Source organism: Microbacterium sp. GXF0217 (assembly GCF_054798195.1).
The window spans coordinates 127,558-143,973 of sequence record NZ_JBSJZG010000004.1; the positions used below are offsets into that span (position 1 = coordinate 127,558).

The following is a 16,416-nucleotide window of genomic DNA, read 5'->3' on the forward strand; positions in this document are numbered from 1 at the left end:
ATCGGTCCATGGCCGCCCCGACCGACACCGACCGCACCGGCATGTCCCTGCGCACCCTCGCCGGCGTGCTGCGGTCGATGCGGGCGGGGCAGGTCGTCCTCACCGGACTGCTCGTCGTGATCGCGACGATCAGGGCCGTCGCCGACGGGGCGCCGGTGCCGTCCGCGGTGGCCGCGTCGGTGCTGTTCCTCGGCTGGTACGCCATCGGCCTGACGATCGCCGCGCGGTATCGCGACGCGCGACAGGGTGCGCTGTGGCTCGTCGGACTCGGCATCCTGTGGGCGGTGGGGCTGATGGTCTCGGCGGAGTACGTCTGGGTCGCCTTCCCGCTCTGGCTGCTGGCCGGCTATCTACTGCCCCTGGCCGTGGCTGCGGTCTTCGGCGCAACCGTGCTGATCCTCGCCATCGCTGCACCCCTCATGCACCACGGCGCGACGACCTACGCGAATGTCATCGGGCCCCTCATCGGTGGACTGTTCGCCTTCGGGCTCGCGCGCGGCTACGTCGAGCTGGCCGCCGACATGCGCGATCGGCAACGTCTCGTCGACTCGCTGCTGCGCGCGCAGGATGAGATGGCCGAGCTGCAGGAGGAGCTCGCTCGCACGCAGCGCGAGGCCGGCGTGATCGCGGAGCGCACACGGCTGTCACGCGACATCCACGACACGGTCGCGCAGGGGCTGTCGTCGATCGGGATGCTGTCACGCGCCGCGCGCGATGAGGTGGTCGACCACTCCGCTGATCGCGCGCTGCAGCAGATCGGTCGGATCGCACACGACTCGCTCACGGACGTCCGCCGGATCATCGACGCGCTCGCTCCCGCCGAACTGGACGAGACGGCACTCGCCGGTGCGCTGCGGCGCATGGTCGAGCACCTCGCCGCCGAGACCGGGATCGAAGCGGAACTTCGCGTCGATCCGGACCTGGGACCGTTGCCGATGCCTGTCGAGGTCGCTCTGCTGCGCACGGCGCAATCGGCGCTGGCCAACGTGCGGATGCACTCCGGTGCGCGCCGCGTGACGCTGAGTCTGGCGCAGGCTGGTGACACCGTGCGCCTGGACATCGTGGACGATGGACGGGGCTTCGATGCCGCACTCTGGGGCACGGCGCGTCGCGGTGCGGACGGCAGCGGTTACGGTCTCCACGCCATGCGGGAGCGGCTGCGTGAACTCGGCGGCGGACTCGACGTGGAGAGCGCAGAGGGTGAGGGCGCCGCGTTGTCCGCTCACGCGCCGACGGGAGGGTTCGCGTGACGATCTCCGTGCTGCTCGTCGACGATCATCCGATCGTGCGCACCGGTCTGCGCGCGCTGTTCGCGCACCAGGACGACGTCGACATCGCCGGCGAGGCCGGCACGGGGGAGCAGGCGGTCGCCGCGGCGCGGATGCTGCGTCCGGACGTGGTGCTCTGCGACCTGCGCCTGGGAGAGGGCATGGATGGTGTGGCGACGACCGCAGCGCTGCGCGCGCTTGACCCGGCGCCGGCGGTCATCATCCTCACCACCTACGACCGGGATGCCGACATCCTCCGAGCGATCGAAGCCGGTGCGGCCGGATACCTGCTCAAGGACGTGTCGCCGGAGACGATCATGCGGGCGCTCGCGCAGGCCGCCGCCGGGCAGCTGGTCCTCGCCCCTGAGCTCGCCGAGCGTGTCGCCGCGGGGAGGCGCAGGCCGCAGGTGCGGCTGACCGAACGCGAGCAGGAGGTACTCGGTCTGCTCGGTGCCGGAGCCTCGAACCGCGAGATCGCACGTGCACTGTTCGTCACGGAGGCCACCGTGAAGACGCATCTTGTGAACCTCTTCGGCAAGCTGCACGTGGAGAGCAGGGCGAAGGCCGTCAGCCGCGCTCAGGAGGAGGGCCTGATCTGACTCGGTCGCGGCGTCGTAGGATCCGCAGTTCGCTCGCGAGGATGCCGAGCACCACGAGCGCTCCGCCGACGAACGCCATGGTGTGCGGGCGTTTGCGGAACGCGAGAGGGCATCGCAAGCCTTTCTCGCTATGCCGCATCGAGTCGACGTCGCCCGACTTCTCCCTGCCTCACCGACGCATCGGGACGGATTAGGATGTGTCGCGAGCTTCGCGCCATCTTCCCCCTCTCTCCGCTTCGACGGCATCCTGCGATGCCGTGCGGCGGAACCGTCAGAAAGGTTCCTCATGACCGACAACGCCAACGACGGACGAGAGCCCGACTTCTTCGATCAGCTGGTGCAGGGCGGGGGCAGCGCACCCCGCGAGCAGGCGTCGTTCACGCAGGCGTTCCGCGGGTACGACAAGGGCGAGGTGGATGCCGCAGTCGCGACGCTGCGCGCGCAGCTGCAGCGGGCCGAGACCGATGTGACGCTCGCCCGCAACGGCGCGAGCGGCGAGGCCGATGCCGTCCGTGCAGAGGCCGAGGCGGCGCGTGCCGAATCCGAGCAGCGCATCGCCGAGTTCGAGGAGCGCGTCGCCGAGCTGGAGGCGGCGCTCGCCGCCGCACAGGCGCAGGCCGCGGAGTCCGAGCAGCAGGTCGCGACGCTGACGAGCGAGCTCGTCGAGGCTCCCAAGAAGGACGGCGACGACGAGGGGTCGCGTCTGCAGTTCGAGGCCGTGCTGCGGGTCGCGGAGGAGCAGGCGACGGTCCTGATCCAGAATGCCGCCACGCAGGCGGAGCGTCTGCTCGAGGCCGCACGGGAAGAGGCCGAGTCCAAGCGTGCCGAACTCGCAGCGGACGTCGCCCGCATCACGGCGGAGGCGCAGTCCGAGGCCGACCAGGTGCGTCTGCGCATCGACACCGAGTACACCGCGCACGAGGCGCGCATCGCGCGCGAGGGGACGCACGCCGCCGAGAAGGTGACGCAGGCCGAGCAGGAGGCCGCCGCAGTCCGCGCCGAGGCCGAGAAGGGCTCGGCAGCGCTGCGCTCGATGGTCACGCGCGAGACGCAGCAGCAGCGCGCGGATGCCGAGCGCGAGGTCCGCGAGATGAACACCCGCGTGCTCGAGTTCGAAGAGAGCCTGACGCGCCGCCAGAACGACGCGCAGCAGGAGTTCCTGACGCTGCACAACCAGGCCGTGGCGCACGCCGAGCGCATCACCGGCGACGCGAACGAGCAGGTGCAGTCGTCGCTCGAGCACGCGCAGCGCATCTCGGCCAAGGCCGACGACTACGAGCGCCTGATGCGTTCGCAGGCGCAGACGATCGAATCGGATGCTCAGGTGCGTGCCCGAGAGACGCTCGACCGCGCGCGTGTCAAGGCGCAGAAGATCGTCGAGACCGTGATCGGGCACACCACCGAGGTGCTGCGCGACGCGGAGGACCGCACGCGCCAGCTGCGCTGGCAGCAGCAGCAGCTCAACAGCTTCATGGCCGAGGTGCGCGAGCTGATCCGCCCGGACGGCGTGCTGGCCGCGGAGCCCGCGGATGCCGTGGACGACGAGGACGACGACGAGCTCGTCGAGGCCGTCGACGTCGCCGAGGAGCTCGAGCCGGCGGAGGACTCCGACGCTCGTTGAACAGGCCGAACGGGGCAGGCCACGGCAACGTCGGCCGACTCCGTTCGTTTCGGAAGGCAACGCGGGGTAACAGTTCCGGCTGGCGGGGAGGCGCTGAATAGCCTCGCCGCATGAGTCATGTGCTGAGCGCCGCCGAGCTGTCCGACCTGATCGTCACCGAACCGCGCCTGCGGCTGCTCGATGTGCGCTGGCGGCTCGATCGCCCCGATGGGCGGGCGGACCACCTCGCCGGCCACATCGCCGGGGCGGTCTACGTCGACCTCGACGGTGAGCTGGCGGCGCAGGGGGATCCGTCGCAGGGCCGGCATCCGCTTCCGACGACGGCAGGTCTGCAGGACGCCGCCCGGCGCTGGGGACTGAGCGCAGGCGACGTGGTCGTGGCCTATGACGACGCGCGGGGCATCGCCGCGGCGCGGGCGTGGTGGCTGCTGCGTCAGGCGGGAGTCGACGCCCGCGTCCTGGACGGAGGGCTGCGCAGCTGGACCTCCGCACGGTACGCGCTCGAATCCGGACCGGTGACGCCGATCCCCGGCGACATCGAGCTCGCCGAGATCGGTGTCGACGCGCTCTCGATCGACGAGGCCGCGCTGTTCCCGGCATCCGGAATCCTCCTCGACGTCCGCGCTCCGGAGCGCTACCGCGGCGAGTCGGAACCGCTCGATCCGGCCGCCGGACACGTCCCCGGTGCGGTGAACGCGCCCACGGGTGGGCTCTTCGGGGCGGACGGGCTGCTGCTCGATCGCGACGCGCTCCGGCGCCGGTTCGCCGACCTCGGCGTGACCGAGGGCACGCCGGTCGCGGCCTACTGCGGATCGGGCATCGCCGCGACCCACACCGCGCTCGCGCTCAGCGAGATCGGCATCGACGCCGCCGTCTTCCCCGGCTCGTGGAGCCAGTGGTCGCGCGACACCGATCGTCCGGTCGCGACCGGCGCGCGCCCGCAGGGCCACGTCGTCGAGGCGGTGCGCGCATGAGCGCCCGCCGCCCGCTGATCCTCGGCGCCATGGTGCGCACGATCGGCGCGTACCCGTCCGGGTGGCGGCATCCGGACGCGCACGACGACCCGACTCAGGATGCCGAGATCCTGCGCGAGATCGCCCGCATCGGAGAGGATGCCGGACTCGACTACCTCTTCTTCGGCGACTGGCTGGCCACGGGCCCGGACCTCGAGTTCGTGAACCCGTACCTGCTCGCGCGCATCGACCCGGTGAGCGCGGTCACCTATCTCGCCGGCGTCACGTCCCGGATCGGTCTGATCGCGACCGTCAACACCACCTACGCGGACGCCTACACGTTCGCGCGCTCGAGCGCTTCGGCCGATGTGCTGAGCCACGGCAGGGTCGGGGTGAACCTCGTCACGGGGGCCGAACCACGTGCCGCGGGCAACCACGGCCGCGACCTCCACGCCGACAACGCCACCCGGTATGACCGCGCCGAGGAGTTCGTGACGGCGGTGCGCCGACTGTGGGAGTCCTGGTCGCCGCACGCGTGGATCGCCGACAAGGACGGCGGACGCCTCATCGATCCCGACGGCCTCCGTGCCGCGGATCTCGACGGCGAGCACATCCGCGTCACCGGCCCGCTCAACACCGCCCGCCCGCCGCAGGGACAGCTGCCGATCGTGCACGCAGGGACGTCGGAGCGCTCGCGCGCCCTCGCGGCCCGGCATGCGGATCTCGCCCTCATCGGCGCTCCGACGGCAGAGCTCGCGGCGGCCGCACGCGTCGAACTCCGGGCGGCGGCCATCGCCGCCGGCCGCGATGCCGACGACATCCGCGTCATCGCCCCGGTCCTGCCGGTGGTCGCCGAGACGACCGCGCAGGCGCAAGCGATCGTCGACGAGCTGCTCGCCCTCGTGCCTCTCGACGAGGGCGGGGAGGTACCTGATGCCTTCCCGGAGAACCGGTCGCTCGCATCGCTCGCCGCCGCGTTCGCTCTGGATCTGGACCCGACCACTGGCGTCGACGACGTCATCGCACCGGAGCAGGCGGATGCCCTGCCGGATGCCGCAGCGGCACTCGTGCGGCGCGTGCAGCGACTCACCGGACGCTCGATCGGCGGAGCGCACGCGCTCACCTGGCGTCCCATTCTCGCGCTCTGGGCGGTGCCGGCGGCGTTCGTGGTCGGCACGGGGGCCGAGGTCGCCGACCATCTCGCCCAGTGGTACGCGTCGGAGGCCGTGGACGGCTTCAACGTCCTCTCCGCGTATCAACCAGGACAGTTCCGCGCATTCGTGGAGCTCGTCGTCCCCGAACTGCGCCGCCGAGGGCTCCTCTCGGACGAGGCCGGCCAGGAGATCACGCTGCGGGGGCGCCTCGGACTCAGGGACCCCGTGCCTGCCCACGCACCGCAGCCGGCCTGACATTACGTCCCGTTTCGAGGGGCGTCGGTGTGTGACTCCGTGCCCGTCGCGACCGTGCGAACAGCTCATAGCGTGAGCGCACACACCTCCCAGAACCAGGAGCCCCCATGTCCCGCAGCATCCTCAGAATCGCCGTCGCGAGCGTCGCGGCGACGGCGCTGCTCGCGCTCACCGCGTGCGCCGGCAGCACGAACCCGACCTCCTCCGACGCCTCCGGCGGCGAGCCGGTCACCGGCGGCACGCTCGTGTACCTCGAGCACCAGGCGCACACCACGCTGTACCCGCCGTCGGCCGGCTTCTACCCGAACGGCGGATTGGCGAACAACCTCTTCGACCGGCTCGTGTGGCAGGACCCGGAGACGCTCGAGCTCAAGCCGTGGGTCGCCACCGACTGGGAGATCAACGCGGACGCGACCGTGTACACGTTCAACCTGCGCGACGGCGTGACGTTCTCGGACGGCACGCCGCTGGATGCCGAGGTCGTGGCGAAGAACTTCGACCTGTACGGACTCGGCGACCCAGAGCGCGGGCTCACCGTCTCCGAGGCCATCAACAACTACGACCGCAGCGAGGTCGTCGACGACGACACGGTCACGTTCTACTTCTCGGCTCCGGCCCCCGGATTCCTCCAGGCCACCTCGACGAACAACTCGGGGCTGGTGTCGGCGGACACTCTCGACTTCACCCTCGAGGAGTTCGCTCCGGGCAACTCGAAGAACGTCATCGGCTCCGGCCCCTTCACGATCACCGACGAGACGATCGGCACGAGCCTCACGCTGACGGCCCGTGACGACTACGACTGGGCGGCTCCCGACCGCGCGCACCAGGGTCGCGCCTATCTGGATGCGATCCAGATCACCGTGACGCCGGAGGACAGCGTGCGCGTCGGTGCGCTGACATCCGGTCAGGCGGACTACATCCGCTACGTCGAGGCCCAGGACGAGGAGCAGGTCGAATCCGCCGGTTTCACGATCTACGCCCCGCAGACCAACGGCGTGAACAACCACCTCAGCCTGCGGTTCCGCAGCGAGATCCTCTCCGACATCCGGGTGCGCCAGGCGCTCATCGCCGGCATCGATCGGGAGGAGCTGAACGAGGTCATCTACACCGACAACTACCCGGTGGCCACGTCGATCCTCAGCCAGGGCGCGATCGGCTACGTGAACACTGACGAGTACTTCGCGTTCGACTCCGACCGGGCAGAGGCCCTGCTCGACGAAGCCGGATGGACGCTCGGCGACGACGGCATCCGTGAGAAGGACGGCGCACCGCTCGCGATCGTCGTGAGCGAGGCCGCCGCCCAGCCGCGCTCGTTCGAGGCGCTCACCCAGATCAGTCAGCAGCTGAAGAAGATCGGCGTCGACTTCCAGATCCTCCGGGCGGATGCCGGGACCTTCGCCGAGGCGATCAGGGATGCCGAGCAGGTGCCCGTCAGCAACTCGATGGTCGCCCGCGCCGATGTGGACGTGATCAAGAGCCAGTTCTACTCCAGCAATCGCAACTCGCTGCTGAACCTGAACTACGAGGACTCCACGATCGGCGACGAGAAGCTGGAAGAGCTGCTGCGCGCCGTCGCCTCCGAGCCCGATGCGCAGAAGCGCCTGGAGAACAGTGCGGCCGTCCAGACCTACGTGGCCGAGCAGGCCTACGTCATCCCGCTGTTCGAGGAGCCGCAGGTGTACGGCGCCGCCGACTACGTCCACGACGTGAGCTTCGAGTCGGTCGCACGCCCGAGCTTCTACGAGGTGTGGCTGGACAAGTGACCCCGTCGGCGTCGGGCGCTCTCACGGGCGCCCGACGCCGCCCAGCCGTTCCGGACGAAAGGCCATCATGCGATACATCCTGCAGCGCATCTCGCAGGCGCTCGTCGTGCTACTCGTCGCGTTCACCGCGGCGTTCCTGCTCCTGCAGGCGCTGCCGGGTGACGCGATCATGATCAAGTACGAGAACCCGGAGCTCGGCCTGTCTCCCGAGCAGATCGCCGACGTGCGCGAGCGCTTCGGGATCGACAGCCCGCTCTGGCTGCAGTACCTCCACACGCTGCTCGGATTCCTGGGCGGCGACTTCGGCTACTCGCTGCAGACCGGGACGCCCGTCAAACAGCTGCTCGCCGAAGCGCTGCCGTACACCCTGGTGCTGGGGGTCATCGCCCTGGTGCTCGCGGTCCTGCTGGCGATCGGCATCGCGTTCCTCGCCAGCATCCCTCGCCTCGCCTGGCTGCGCGAGTTCGTGCGGTCGGTGCCCGCGCTGATCGTCGCCGTGCCGACGTTCTGGTTCGGCATCATGCTCGTGCAGATCGTGAGCTTTCAGCTCGGCTGGGTGTCGGTGATCAACCCCGGTCCGGTGGAAGGACTCATCCTGCCGATCATCACGCTGGCGGTGCCGCTGTCCGCACCGCTCGCGCAGATGCTGATCCGCAGCATCGACGAGGTGTCCGCGCAGCCGTTCGTCGCCGTCGTGCGCGCCAAGGGTGCCTCCCCGACGTGGATCCTCCGTCGCAACGTCGCCAAGAACGCGCTGCTGCCGTCGCTGACGATCGCCGGACTCATCCTCGGCGACCTCATCGGCGGTGCTGTCCTGACAGAGACGGTGTTCGCCCGGCCCGGCATCGGCCGGCTCACCGAGCAGTCCGTCGCGAACCAGGACACTCCTGTGCTGCTCGCGATCGTCGTGCTGGCGACGTGCTCGTTCGTGCTGGTGAACCTGATCGTCGATCTGCTGTACCCCGTGTTCGATCCGCGGCTCGCGAGCCGCCTGAAGGCAGGAGCCTCCGCATGAGCCGCGTCACGATCGACGATCAGCGCGAGCAGGCCGAAGTGCTGCTCGACGGGCTCGAGCTCGACGATGACCTGCTGGACCCCGGTGACCCGCAGCATCCGGCCCGCGTCTCCTGGCGCGTCCGCCTGCGCAGGGTCAGACCGACCGTCGCGCTGAGCTGGATCATCATCGCGATCGCCGTACTGTGGGCGTTCGTCCCCAGCTGGTTCACGGCGTACGATCCGATCTCGGGCGACGCGTCAGCCGCGCTCCAGGCGCCGAGCATCGAGCACCTGTTCGGCACAGACGCCACCGGTCGCGACATGTACGCCAGGGTCGTGTACGGCGCGGTGAACTCGCTGTCCGGCGCCCTCATCGCGGTCACCGTCGGACTCTCGCTCGGCACGCTGCTCGGTGTCGTCGCCGGCACCGTCGGCGGCGTCGTGGACGACATCATCATGCGCGTGGTCGACGTGCTGCTCTCGATCCCCGGTCTGCTGCTTTCCCTGAGCATCATCATCATCCTCGGCTTCGGCACGGCGCAGATCTCGATCGCCGTCGGCGTCGGCAGCATCGCGAGCTTCGCGCGGCTGGCGCGCTCCGAAGTGCTCAGGGTGCGCGGCAGCGACTACGTCGAGGCCGCGTACGGGAGCGGCGGAGGATTCTGGCACGTGCTGTTCCGGCATGTGCTGCCGAACTCGCTCACCCCCGTGCTGGCGCTCGCCGCACTGAACTTCGGCGGTGCGATCCTGGCGATCTCCGCGCTCGGCTTCCTCGGCTACGGCGCCCCGCCGCCTACGCCGGAGTGGGGCCTCATGATCGCCGAGGGGCGCAACTACATCGCCACCGCGTGGTGGCTGACGAGCCTGCCCGGCCTCGTCGTGGTCATCGTCGTGCTCGCCGCCAACCGGCTGAGCGCGGTCGCCGCAGAGAGAGGACGCCGCGCATGAGCGACGCCATCCTGACCGTTCGCGACCTCGAGGTCTCCTACGAAGTGGGCGGCGTCGCCTATCCCGCCGTCCGCGGCGTCAGCCTCGACCTCCAGCCGGGGCAGGTGCTCGCGGTCGTCGGCGAATCCGGGTCGGGCAAGACGACGACCGCGCAGGCGGCGACCGGGCTGCTCGCCGGCAACGGGCGCATCACCGGCGGCCGGGTGCTGCTCGGCGACCTCGACGTCACCCGTTGGACCGACAAGCGCTTCGCGGCCGTCCGCGGCACGAGGATCGGGTGGATCCCGCAGGACCCGAACAACTCGCTCAATCCGGTGAAGCGGATCGGCGACAGCGTGGCCGAGGTGCTCAGGGTGCACCGTTGGAAGGACCACGCGGCCAGGAACGCACTGGTCCTCGACCTCCTCGATCGCGTCGGCATCCCGGAGCCGGACATCCGGGCGCGGCAGTACCCGCACCAGCTTTCCGGCGGCATGAAGCAGCGCGTGCTCATCGCCAGCGCGATCGCGCTGGAGCCGGAGCTGCTCATCGCCGACGAGGCGACGAGCGCCCTCGACGTCACGGTGCAGAAGACGATCCTCGATCTCATCGACGATCTGCGCCGCGAGCGCGGAACCGCTGTGCTCATGGTCACGCACGACCTCGCCGTCGCCGCCGACCGGTCGGACACGGTCGCGGTGCTCAAGAACGGCCGGGTGCGCGAGGCGGGGACGACCGCCGATGTCCTGGGCGATCCAGCGCACCCGTACACGCGGCAGCTGCTGCGCGATGCGCCGTCGCTGACGCTGGGCGAGCTGCCGGTCGTCCGCGAGCGCTTCGAGATCCCGGATGCCGCCGGCGAGCGCCCAGCGCCGGAGATCGTGGTGACCGACATCGTCAAGGAGTACCCGCGCGGGCGACGTCTCGAACCGCTCCGCGCGGCCGACGGCGTCTCCTTCGCGGTGCCGGCGGGGACGACGCACGCGATCGTGGGCGAATCGGGCTCGGGAAAGACGACCGTGGCGCGCATCGTGATGGGATTCGTGCCCGCGACGAGCGGTTCGGCGATCGTCGCGGGTCGCGAGGCGACGGCGCTCCCGCGGGCGGAGCATCGCGCGTTCCGCCGCGACGTGCAGCTGGTCTATCAGAACCCGTTCAGCTCGCTCGATCCCCAGCAGCGCATCGGCGCGATCATCGCCGAACCGCTGCGGAACTTCGAGGGGGTGTCGGCGGCGGCAGCACGCGCACGGGTCGAGGACATCCTCGACAGGGTCGCGCTCGCCCGCACCGTCCTCGGGCGCAAGCCGGGCGAGCTCTCCGGCGGGCAGCGACAGCGCGTCGCGATCGCACGGGCGCTGATCGCGAATCCGCGCGTGGTGGTGCTCGACGAGGCGGTCTCCGCTCTGGACGTCACGGTGCAGGCGCAGATCCTCGGGCTGCTGCAGCAGCTGCAGGCCGAACTCGGCGTCACCTACCTCTTCATCTCGCACGATCTCGCGGTCGTGCGGCACATCTCCGACACCGTGTCGGTGATGCATCGCGGTCGCGTCGTGGAGGCGGGAGCCACGGCATCCGTCTTCGACGCACCGCAGGACGAGTACACCGCGCGCCTGATCGAAGCGATCCCCGGCGCCGCATGGACAGGAGCGCACACATGACCCTTCGGACCGCCTTCTTCACCCGGCTGCTCGACGATGCGTCTCCGGCCGACCGGTTCCGGCTCGCGCTCGAGCAGATCCAGCACTCCGAGCGCTTCGGCGTCGGCCGGGCGTGGGTCGCGCAGCATCACTTCCGCGCCGCCGAGGGCGGACTGCCCTCGCCGTTCGTCTTCATCGCGCACGCCGCGGCGCACACGAGCGAGATCCGGCTGGGGACGGGCGTGGTGACGCTCACGCTGGAGGATCCGGTGCGGGTCGCCGAGGATGCCGTGGTGGCCGACCTGCTCGCGGGAGGACGAGTGGACCTCGGCCTCGGCAGCGGCGGGACGCCCACGTCGTTCGCGCCGTTCGGACTCGCCCTGGAGAACAAGACCGCCGACTATGAGCGCAAACTCGCCACCCTCGTCGACGCGCTCGCCGGCGGCGAACTGCCGGCGGGCAATCGCCTGCACCCGCCGGCCGGTTCGCTCGCCGATCGCGTTTGGCAGGCGACGTTCTCCGCAGCGGGAGGCGTGCGGGCCGGGGTGCACGGTCACGGTCTGCTGCTGTCCCGCACGCAGCCGCGGCCGGCCGACCGCCCCGACGCATCGCTCGCCGAGATCCAGCAGCCGATCGTCGACGCCTACCTGGCCGCCCTCCCGGCCGGGGCGGTGCCGCGCATCACGGCATCGCGCAACGTGTTCATCTCGGAGCGCCCGGTGGAATCCACGGCATCCGATCATCCCGAGCGCGCGGATGCGCACGTCGGCACCCCTGAGCAGGTGATCGCATCGCTCTCCGCCGACGCGACGCTGCGGCACGCCGACGAGATCGCCTTCCAGGTGCCTGATGTGCACACGCCGCACGCGCTCATCCTGCGCTCCATCGAACTGTTCGCCACCGAGGTCGCCCCGGCTCTGGGCTGGGATGCGACCGCCCCCGCCATCGAAAGGACATCATGACCGACATCGTCGACGACCTGCTGGAGGTGCAGCAGGGGTCAGCGCTCGCGGCTCTGCGCGACCGCCGCCCAGAGACCAAGGATCAGATCCAGGCCAGCTACGACGCCCTGTTCGAGCCAGTGGACGACAGCGAGTTCGCCGTCGCCGAACGGCTGCTCGTCGCCGCGTTCGCCGCGCGACTCGGGGGAGAGGATCTGCTCGCCGGGCATTTCGCCGATCGGGCGCTGCTGGCGGATGCCGGTCGCGCCGAGATCGTGCTCGCCGAGGCGGCAGCCGCGGCGACGACCGGTCCGTACGGGGCGTTCGTCGAGGCAGGGCTGCAGTCCGAGAACACCGCCGGTCCGGTGTATGCGGCTGATGCCGCAGGCGCCGCACTCGGCGATCGCCTCGCGGCAGCGCTCGAGCACACGCACCTGCTCGTGTTCCGGCCGCGCGAGTCCAGGGCATCCGATCTGGATGCCCTCATCTCTGCGGGATGGAGCATCGACGGTATCGTGACGCTGTCGCAGCTGGTGTCGTATCTCGCTTTCCAGCAGCGGGTGGTCGCCGGCCTCCGCGTTCTCGCCGAGGAGGCGCAGGCATGACCGATACGACCACGACCCTGGTGCACACCGTGCCGCACCCGGAGCGCTTCACGCAGGAGCACCTCGGCTGGGTGCCGCACCTCGCGCCCTTCCCGATCGATGAACTGACCGAGCGGCACTTCGACGGCCTCGTCGACCGGGCGCGGGCCGAGAGCGACTACTTCCGCCTGCTCGTGCGCGACCCGGAGATCCTGGCGGCGCGCACCCGCACCGACAAGGACATCTTCTACAACGTGGCCGACGGGCTGCCTCGTGCCGAACGCGAGCTCGCGGCAGCGGCCGCGTCCCGCGTGAACGGCTGCGTCTTCTGCGCCTCGGTGCATTCCCGGTTCGCCTCGCACTACAGCAAACGCGACGCCGACGTGCAGCGTCTGCTCGATGAGGGCGTCGGCGCCGATCTGGGCGAGCGGTGGAACGCGATCGTCGAGGCCGCGGCGGCGATCACGGCCACACCGTTCGCCTTCACCGGTGCGCATGTCGCCCGCCTGCGGGCCGCAGGGCTGTCGGATGCCGAGATCTCCGATGTCATCCACGGCGCCGCGTTCTTCAACTGGGCGAACCGGCTGATGCTCTCCCTCGGGAGGGCCACTCCGCCGGCATGAGGCGGAAGCGCCCGGTCGTACGCTGGGACCATGTCCCACTTCGTGAGCGCCGCCGAGCTGTCAGACCTCATCGTGCGGGAGCCGCGACTGCGGATCCTCGATGTGCGCTGGCGGCTCGGCGGCCCGGACGGCTACCCCGACTACCTCGAGGCCCACGTGCCTGGCGCGGTCTACGTTGATCTCGAGACCGAGCTCGCGCGTCACGGGCGTCCGGATGAGGGACGCCATCCGCTTCCGGACACCGCGACAGTCCAGGATGCCGCGCGCCGATGGGGCCTCGACGACGGTGACGTGGTCGTCGTGTACGACGACCACCGCGGACTCGCCGCCGCCCGTGCCTGGTGGATCCTCCGGCAGGGCGGTGCCGACGTGCGCGTGCTGGACGGCGGGTGGCCGGCCTGGCGCGGATCAGGCGCACCGGTCGAGGCCGGCGCGGTCACCGCCGAGCCCGGCAGCGCGACGCTGACCGGCATCGACGGCGGCAGCCTCACGATCGACGAGGTCGCGGCGTTCCCGGCATCCGGAGTCCTGCTCGATGTCCGCGCCCGGGAGCGCTACCGCGGCGAGACCGAACCCTATGATCCCGTCGCCGGCCACATCCCCGGCGCGATCAACCTGCCGACCGCCGCGCACCTCGAAGCGGACGGCACCGCGCGCGGTGCGGAGGAGATCCGCGCGGACCTGGCCGACGTCGGGGTCACGGCGCAGACGCCGGTGGCCGCATACTGCGGCTCGGGCATCACCGCCGCGCACACCGCTCTGATGCTCGCCGAGGCCGGCATCGACGTGAAGGTCTTCCACGGCTCCTGGAGTCAGTGGTCGAACACCCCTGGTCGGCCGGTGGCGACCGGCCCTGATCCCCGCTGATCCTTGCCGGGCGTCCAGGGCGTGCCCCGGCCGTGCGGCGCTCAATCGCGCTCGCCGTAGCCCCAGCGCAGCACCAGCATCCCTGGTCCGAACCGTCGGCGCACCTGCAGCACGCTCGAGCCGGACGAGATCGTGATCGGCGTGGTCGTGATGCCGTCGGGCGTCTCCTCGATCTCCTCGATCCAGTCAGGCAGCGCATCCGGATGGAATCGCGTCCACAGCACGACGTCGCGGGCCTGGCGGGCGACGCCGTGCCCCGTCTCGCGCACGGACGGATAACCGGGTGGCACGTCCATCGCCCACTCGATCATCGTCGTCTGCGCGCTGTCGACCGGCTGATCCAATTCGAGCGAGAATCCGTGCACCTCGCCGGACGGATGCGAGTGACGTGCCGTGATCCGGCCGCCGCCGACCACGCGGAAGGTCGGCGACGGTACACGCACACCCGGGGTGATGTCGACGTACGGAACATGAGTGAGCAGCCCGGACATCGATTGGAGCAGCGTCCTGGTCGTGCGGGAGACGACGTTGCCGTCCGCATCGACATCGGTGACCGAATGCGTGCTCACATCGCGCGCGAGGTCGAACTGTGGGGCGCCGAGGGCGTGGAAGACCTCGGTGACGGCATCCTCGAGCACTCCTTCATGGAGCGGGAAAGCCGGCGGCCCGACCGGCCCGACGCGCTGAGACGGCCCGACCAGGCTCGCCAGGGCGCCGCTGTCCAGGTGGAGCAGCTCCTCGATGTCCGCGATCGCCGCCATCGACTGCGCGCCCTCCGGACGGCGCGCCCCCGACCGCCAATAGCTGAGCGTCGCCATCGAAACCGCGTTGCCGTTCTCGCGCAGGCGCTTGTTCAGCCACACGAGTGTCACGTCGCGCGTCACGATCGCGTCGCGCAGAGCCTCCGCGAAGCCGTTCTCGCCGACGTGAGAGGTGACCTCTTGCGACATCACAGACCTCCCCCAGGTATGTGAACGGTGTTCTCGTAGATTCGAGCATACGGCCAGTTGCATTCGTCTCGGGGCTCCAGACGGAAGCACGGGTCGCTGGGTCGTTCCCTCGCGAGGAGGAGCCCGATCGCGATCGGTACGACCAGCGCGGCGATGCCCCTATGCTGCGCGAGCGAGGAATCCGGTGGTCCGCCTGGGGACGGACCGCCGGATTCCGACGCGATGCCCGCCCCGGTCGGGTGGGCCGCCGCATCAGCGCCGGTAGACTGGGATGGACCACCATCAGGACCGAGGATCCGTCATGTCTGCCCCCGCCCGCGCCTTCACGGTGCGACACATCCAGCTGCTGCGCGCGGCTTTCGCAGCGATCGCGGCACTGATGGTGACGTTCTCGTCCGATCACTCCGCAGCCGTCGGCCTCGCCGTCTTCAGCGGTTTCGCGATCGTCACCGGATTCGTCCTGGCGCTCGGGGCCTGGCTGGTCGCCGAGTCGGGGCATCGCTGGCCGTACGTGCTGCTCGCCGTGATCGACGGGCTGGCCGGCATGGTCGCCGGCGTTCCGCTGTGGCGCACCGAGGACATGTTCTTCGTGGTCGTCATCTCGTGGGCGCTGATCTCTGGCGTCGTCGAGGTGCTCCTCGGCCTGCGCGGACGCCGCGACGACGACCCGATCGCGCGCGATCAGCTGCTCATCGGCGGCCTCGGCATCCTGCTCGCGCTCGCGCTGCTGCTGATCCCGGCCGGGTTCTCGTCCGACTACACGGTGGACGACGCCGGCACGTTCCAGCTCACCGGCATCATCCTCGGCGTCGGGATGCTGGGAGGCTACGCCGCCCTGGTCGCGGTGTTCCTCGGGATCGCCGGATTCACTCCGTTGCGCGACACGCAGACCCCCGCCGCTGATGCGGCCCCGCTCTCCGGAGGTGCGGCATGACCGACGACAAGCCCACCCGCCGCGAACTGCTGCGTCCCCTGCACCTGCTCGGCATCGCCGCGGCCGCCGGCATCTTCGCCGCCGCCGTGACGCTGGTCTCCACCGGTGCCTTCACCTCCCGGGTGAACACCGCGATCGCGAACGGCACGTACGAGGGCCTGAGCCCGGTGGCGCTCGGTCTGGTGGTCGGTGGTGGAGCCTTCATCGTGACGCTGCTCGGCATCGCGATGCTGATGCTCGCGGTCGACCCCGCGCAGTACAAGGACGAGGAACTCGAGCGCCCCGTGCTGTACGACGACGAGCCGGACGCCGAAGGCGACGCGCCAGACAAGGCCTGAGGTCGG

At 70.4% G+C, this 16,416-nt stretch carries 16 protein-coding genes; 15 read left to right on the forward strand and 1 reads right to left on the reverse strand.

The features are described 5' to 3' along the window. Positions 1–8: 8 nt before the first annotated feature. The 13 genes from ACWAT3_RS09740 to ACWAT3_RS09800 all read left to right on the forward strand — a co-directional run bounded on the left by ACWAT3_RS09740 (position 9) and on the right by ACWAT3_RS09800 (position 14,188). Positions 9–1,250, forward strand: a complete 1,242-nt coding sequence (locus ACWAT3_RS09740; RefSeq protein WP_460797974.1) for a sensor histidine kinase — start codon at positions 9–11, stop codon at positions 1,248–1,250. After that, a complete protein-coding gene (locus ACWAT3_RS09745; RefSeq protein WP_460797975.1) occupies positions 1,247–1,867 on the forward strand; it encodes a response regulator in 621 nt (206 codons plus the stop codon). The genes ACWAT3_RS09740 and ACWAT3_RS09745 overlap by 4 nt, the downstream gene beginning before the upstream one ends. Positions 1,868–2,153: 286 nt before the next feature. Then, positions 2,154–3,488 carry a DivIVA domain-containing protein gene (locus tag ACWAT3_RS09750; RefSeq protein WP_460797977.1) on the forward strand — a complete coding sequence of 445 codons (1,335 nt, stop codon included), beginning with the start codon at positions 2,154–2,156 and terminating at the stop codon, positions 3,486–3,488. A 110-nt stretch (positions 3,489–3,598) separates the two neighbouring features. After that, positions 3,599–4,462, forward strand: coding sequence for a sulfurtransferase (locus tag ACWAT3_RS09755; protein ID WP_460797979.1), 864 nt, complete (start codon positions 3,599–3,601; stop codon positions 4,460–4,462). Further along, positions 4,459–5,850, forward strand: a complete 1,392-nt coding sequence (locus ACWAT3_RS09760) for an NtaA/DmoA family FMN-dependent monooxygenase (RefSeq protein ID WP_460797980.1) — start codon at positions 4,459–4,461, stop codon at positions 5,848–5,850. The genes ACWAT3_RS09755 and ACWAT3_RS09760 overlap by 4 nt, the downstream gene beginning before the upstream one ends. Before the next feature lie 107 nt (positions 5,851–5,957). Then, the gene (locus ACWAT3_RS09765) at positions 5,958–7,613 is read left to right on the forward strand and encodes a TIGR04028 family ABC transporter substrate-binding protein (protein ID WP_460797981.1); all 1,656 of its coding nucleotides are present in this window, start codon (positions 5,958–5,960) and stop codon (positions 7,611–7,613) included. Positions 7,614–7,680: 67 nt separating this feature from the next. Further along, the gene (locus ACWAT3_RS09770; RefSeq protein ID WP_460797983.1) at positions 7,681–8,628 is read left to right on the forward strand and encodes an ABC transporter permease; all 948 of its coding nucleotides are present in this window, start codon (positions 7,681–7,683) and stop codon (positions 8,626–8,628) included. Continuing rightward, positions 8,625–9,557 (forward strand): ABC transporter permease, encoded by a 933-nt coding sequence (locus ACWAT3_RS09775; protein ID WP_460797985.1) that lies wholly within the window; start codon positions 8,625–8,627, stop codon positions 9,555–9,557. Before ACWAT3_RS09770 ends, ACWAT3_RS09775 begins: the two co-directional genes overlap by 4 nt. Then, positions 9,554–11,194 (forward strand): dipeptide ABC transporter ATP-binding protein, encoded by a 1,641-nt coding sequence (locus ACWAT3_RS09780; protein WP_460797987.1) that lies wholly within the window; start codon positions 9,554–9,556, stop codon positions 11,192–11,194. Before ACWAT3_RS09775 ends, ACWAT3_RS09780 begins: the two co-directional genes overlap by 4 nt. Further along, positions 11,191–12,135 (forward strand): LLM class flavin-dependent oxidoreductase, encoded by a 945-nt coding sequence (locus ACWAT3_RS09785; RefSeq protein ID WP_460797988.1) that lies wholly within the window; start codon positions 11,191–11,193, stop codon positions 12,133–12,135. The genes ACWAT3_RS09780 and ACWAT3_RS09785 overlap by 4 nt, the downstream gene beginning before the upstream one ends. Then, a complete protein-coding gene (locus tag ACWAT3_RS09790) occupies positions 12,132–12,719 on the forward strand; it encodes a CMD domain protein (protein ID WP_460797990.1) in 588 nt (195 codons plus the stop codon). Before ACWAT3_RS09785 ends, ACWAT3_RS09790 begins: the two co-directional genes overlap by 4 nt. Further along, positions 12,716–13,321 (forward strand): alkylhydroperoxidase domain protein, encoded by a 606-nt coding sequence (locus ACWAT3_RS09795; protein WP_460797992.1) that lies wholly within the window; start codon positions 12,716–12,718, stop codon positions 13,319–13,321. Before ACWAT3_RS09790 ends, ACWAT3_RS09795 begins: the two co-directional genes overlap by 4 nt. 30 nt (positions 13,322–13,351) lie before the next feature. Then, entirely contained in the window at positions 13,352–14,188 is an 837-nt protein-coding gene (locus tag ACWAT3_RS09800; protein ID WP_460797994.1) for a sulfurtransferase, read from the forward strand. Between the two features lie 41 nt (positions 14,189–14,229). On the opposite strand, the gene ACWAT3_RS09805 is transcribed toward ACWAT3_RS09800, so the two are convergent. Beyond that, complete coding sequence (locus ACWAT3_RS09805) at positions 14,230–15,138, reverse strand: hypothetical protein (RefSeq protein WP_460797996.1); 909 nt, start codon at positions 15,136–15,138, stop codon at positions 14,230–14,232. A gap of 301 nt (positions 15,139–15,439) precedes the next feature. On the opposite strand from ACWAT3_RS09805, the gene ACWAT3_RS09810 reads away from it, so the two are divergent. Together ACWAT3_RS09810 and ACWAT3_RS09815 are read left to right on the forward strand one after the other, a co-directional pair. Beyond that, positions 15,440–16,072, forward strand: a complete 633-nt coding sequence (locus ACWAT3_RS09810) for an acyl-CoA synthetase (RefSeq protein ID WP_460797998.1) — start codon at positions 15,440–15,442, stop codon at positions 16,070–16,072. Then, entirely contained in the window at positions 16,069–16,410 is a 342-nt protein-coding gene (locus ACWAT3_RS09815; RefSeq protein ID WP_460798000.1) for a hypothetical protein, read from the forward strand. Before ACWAT3_RS09810 ends, ACWAT3_RS09815 begins: the two co-directional genes overlap by 4 nt. Positions 16,411–16,416: the final 6 nt, after the last annotated feature.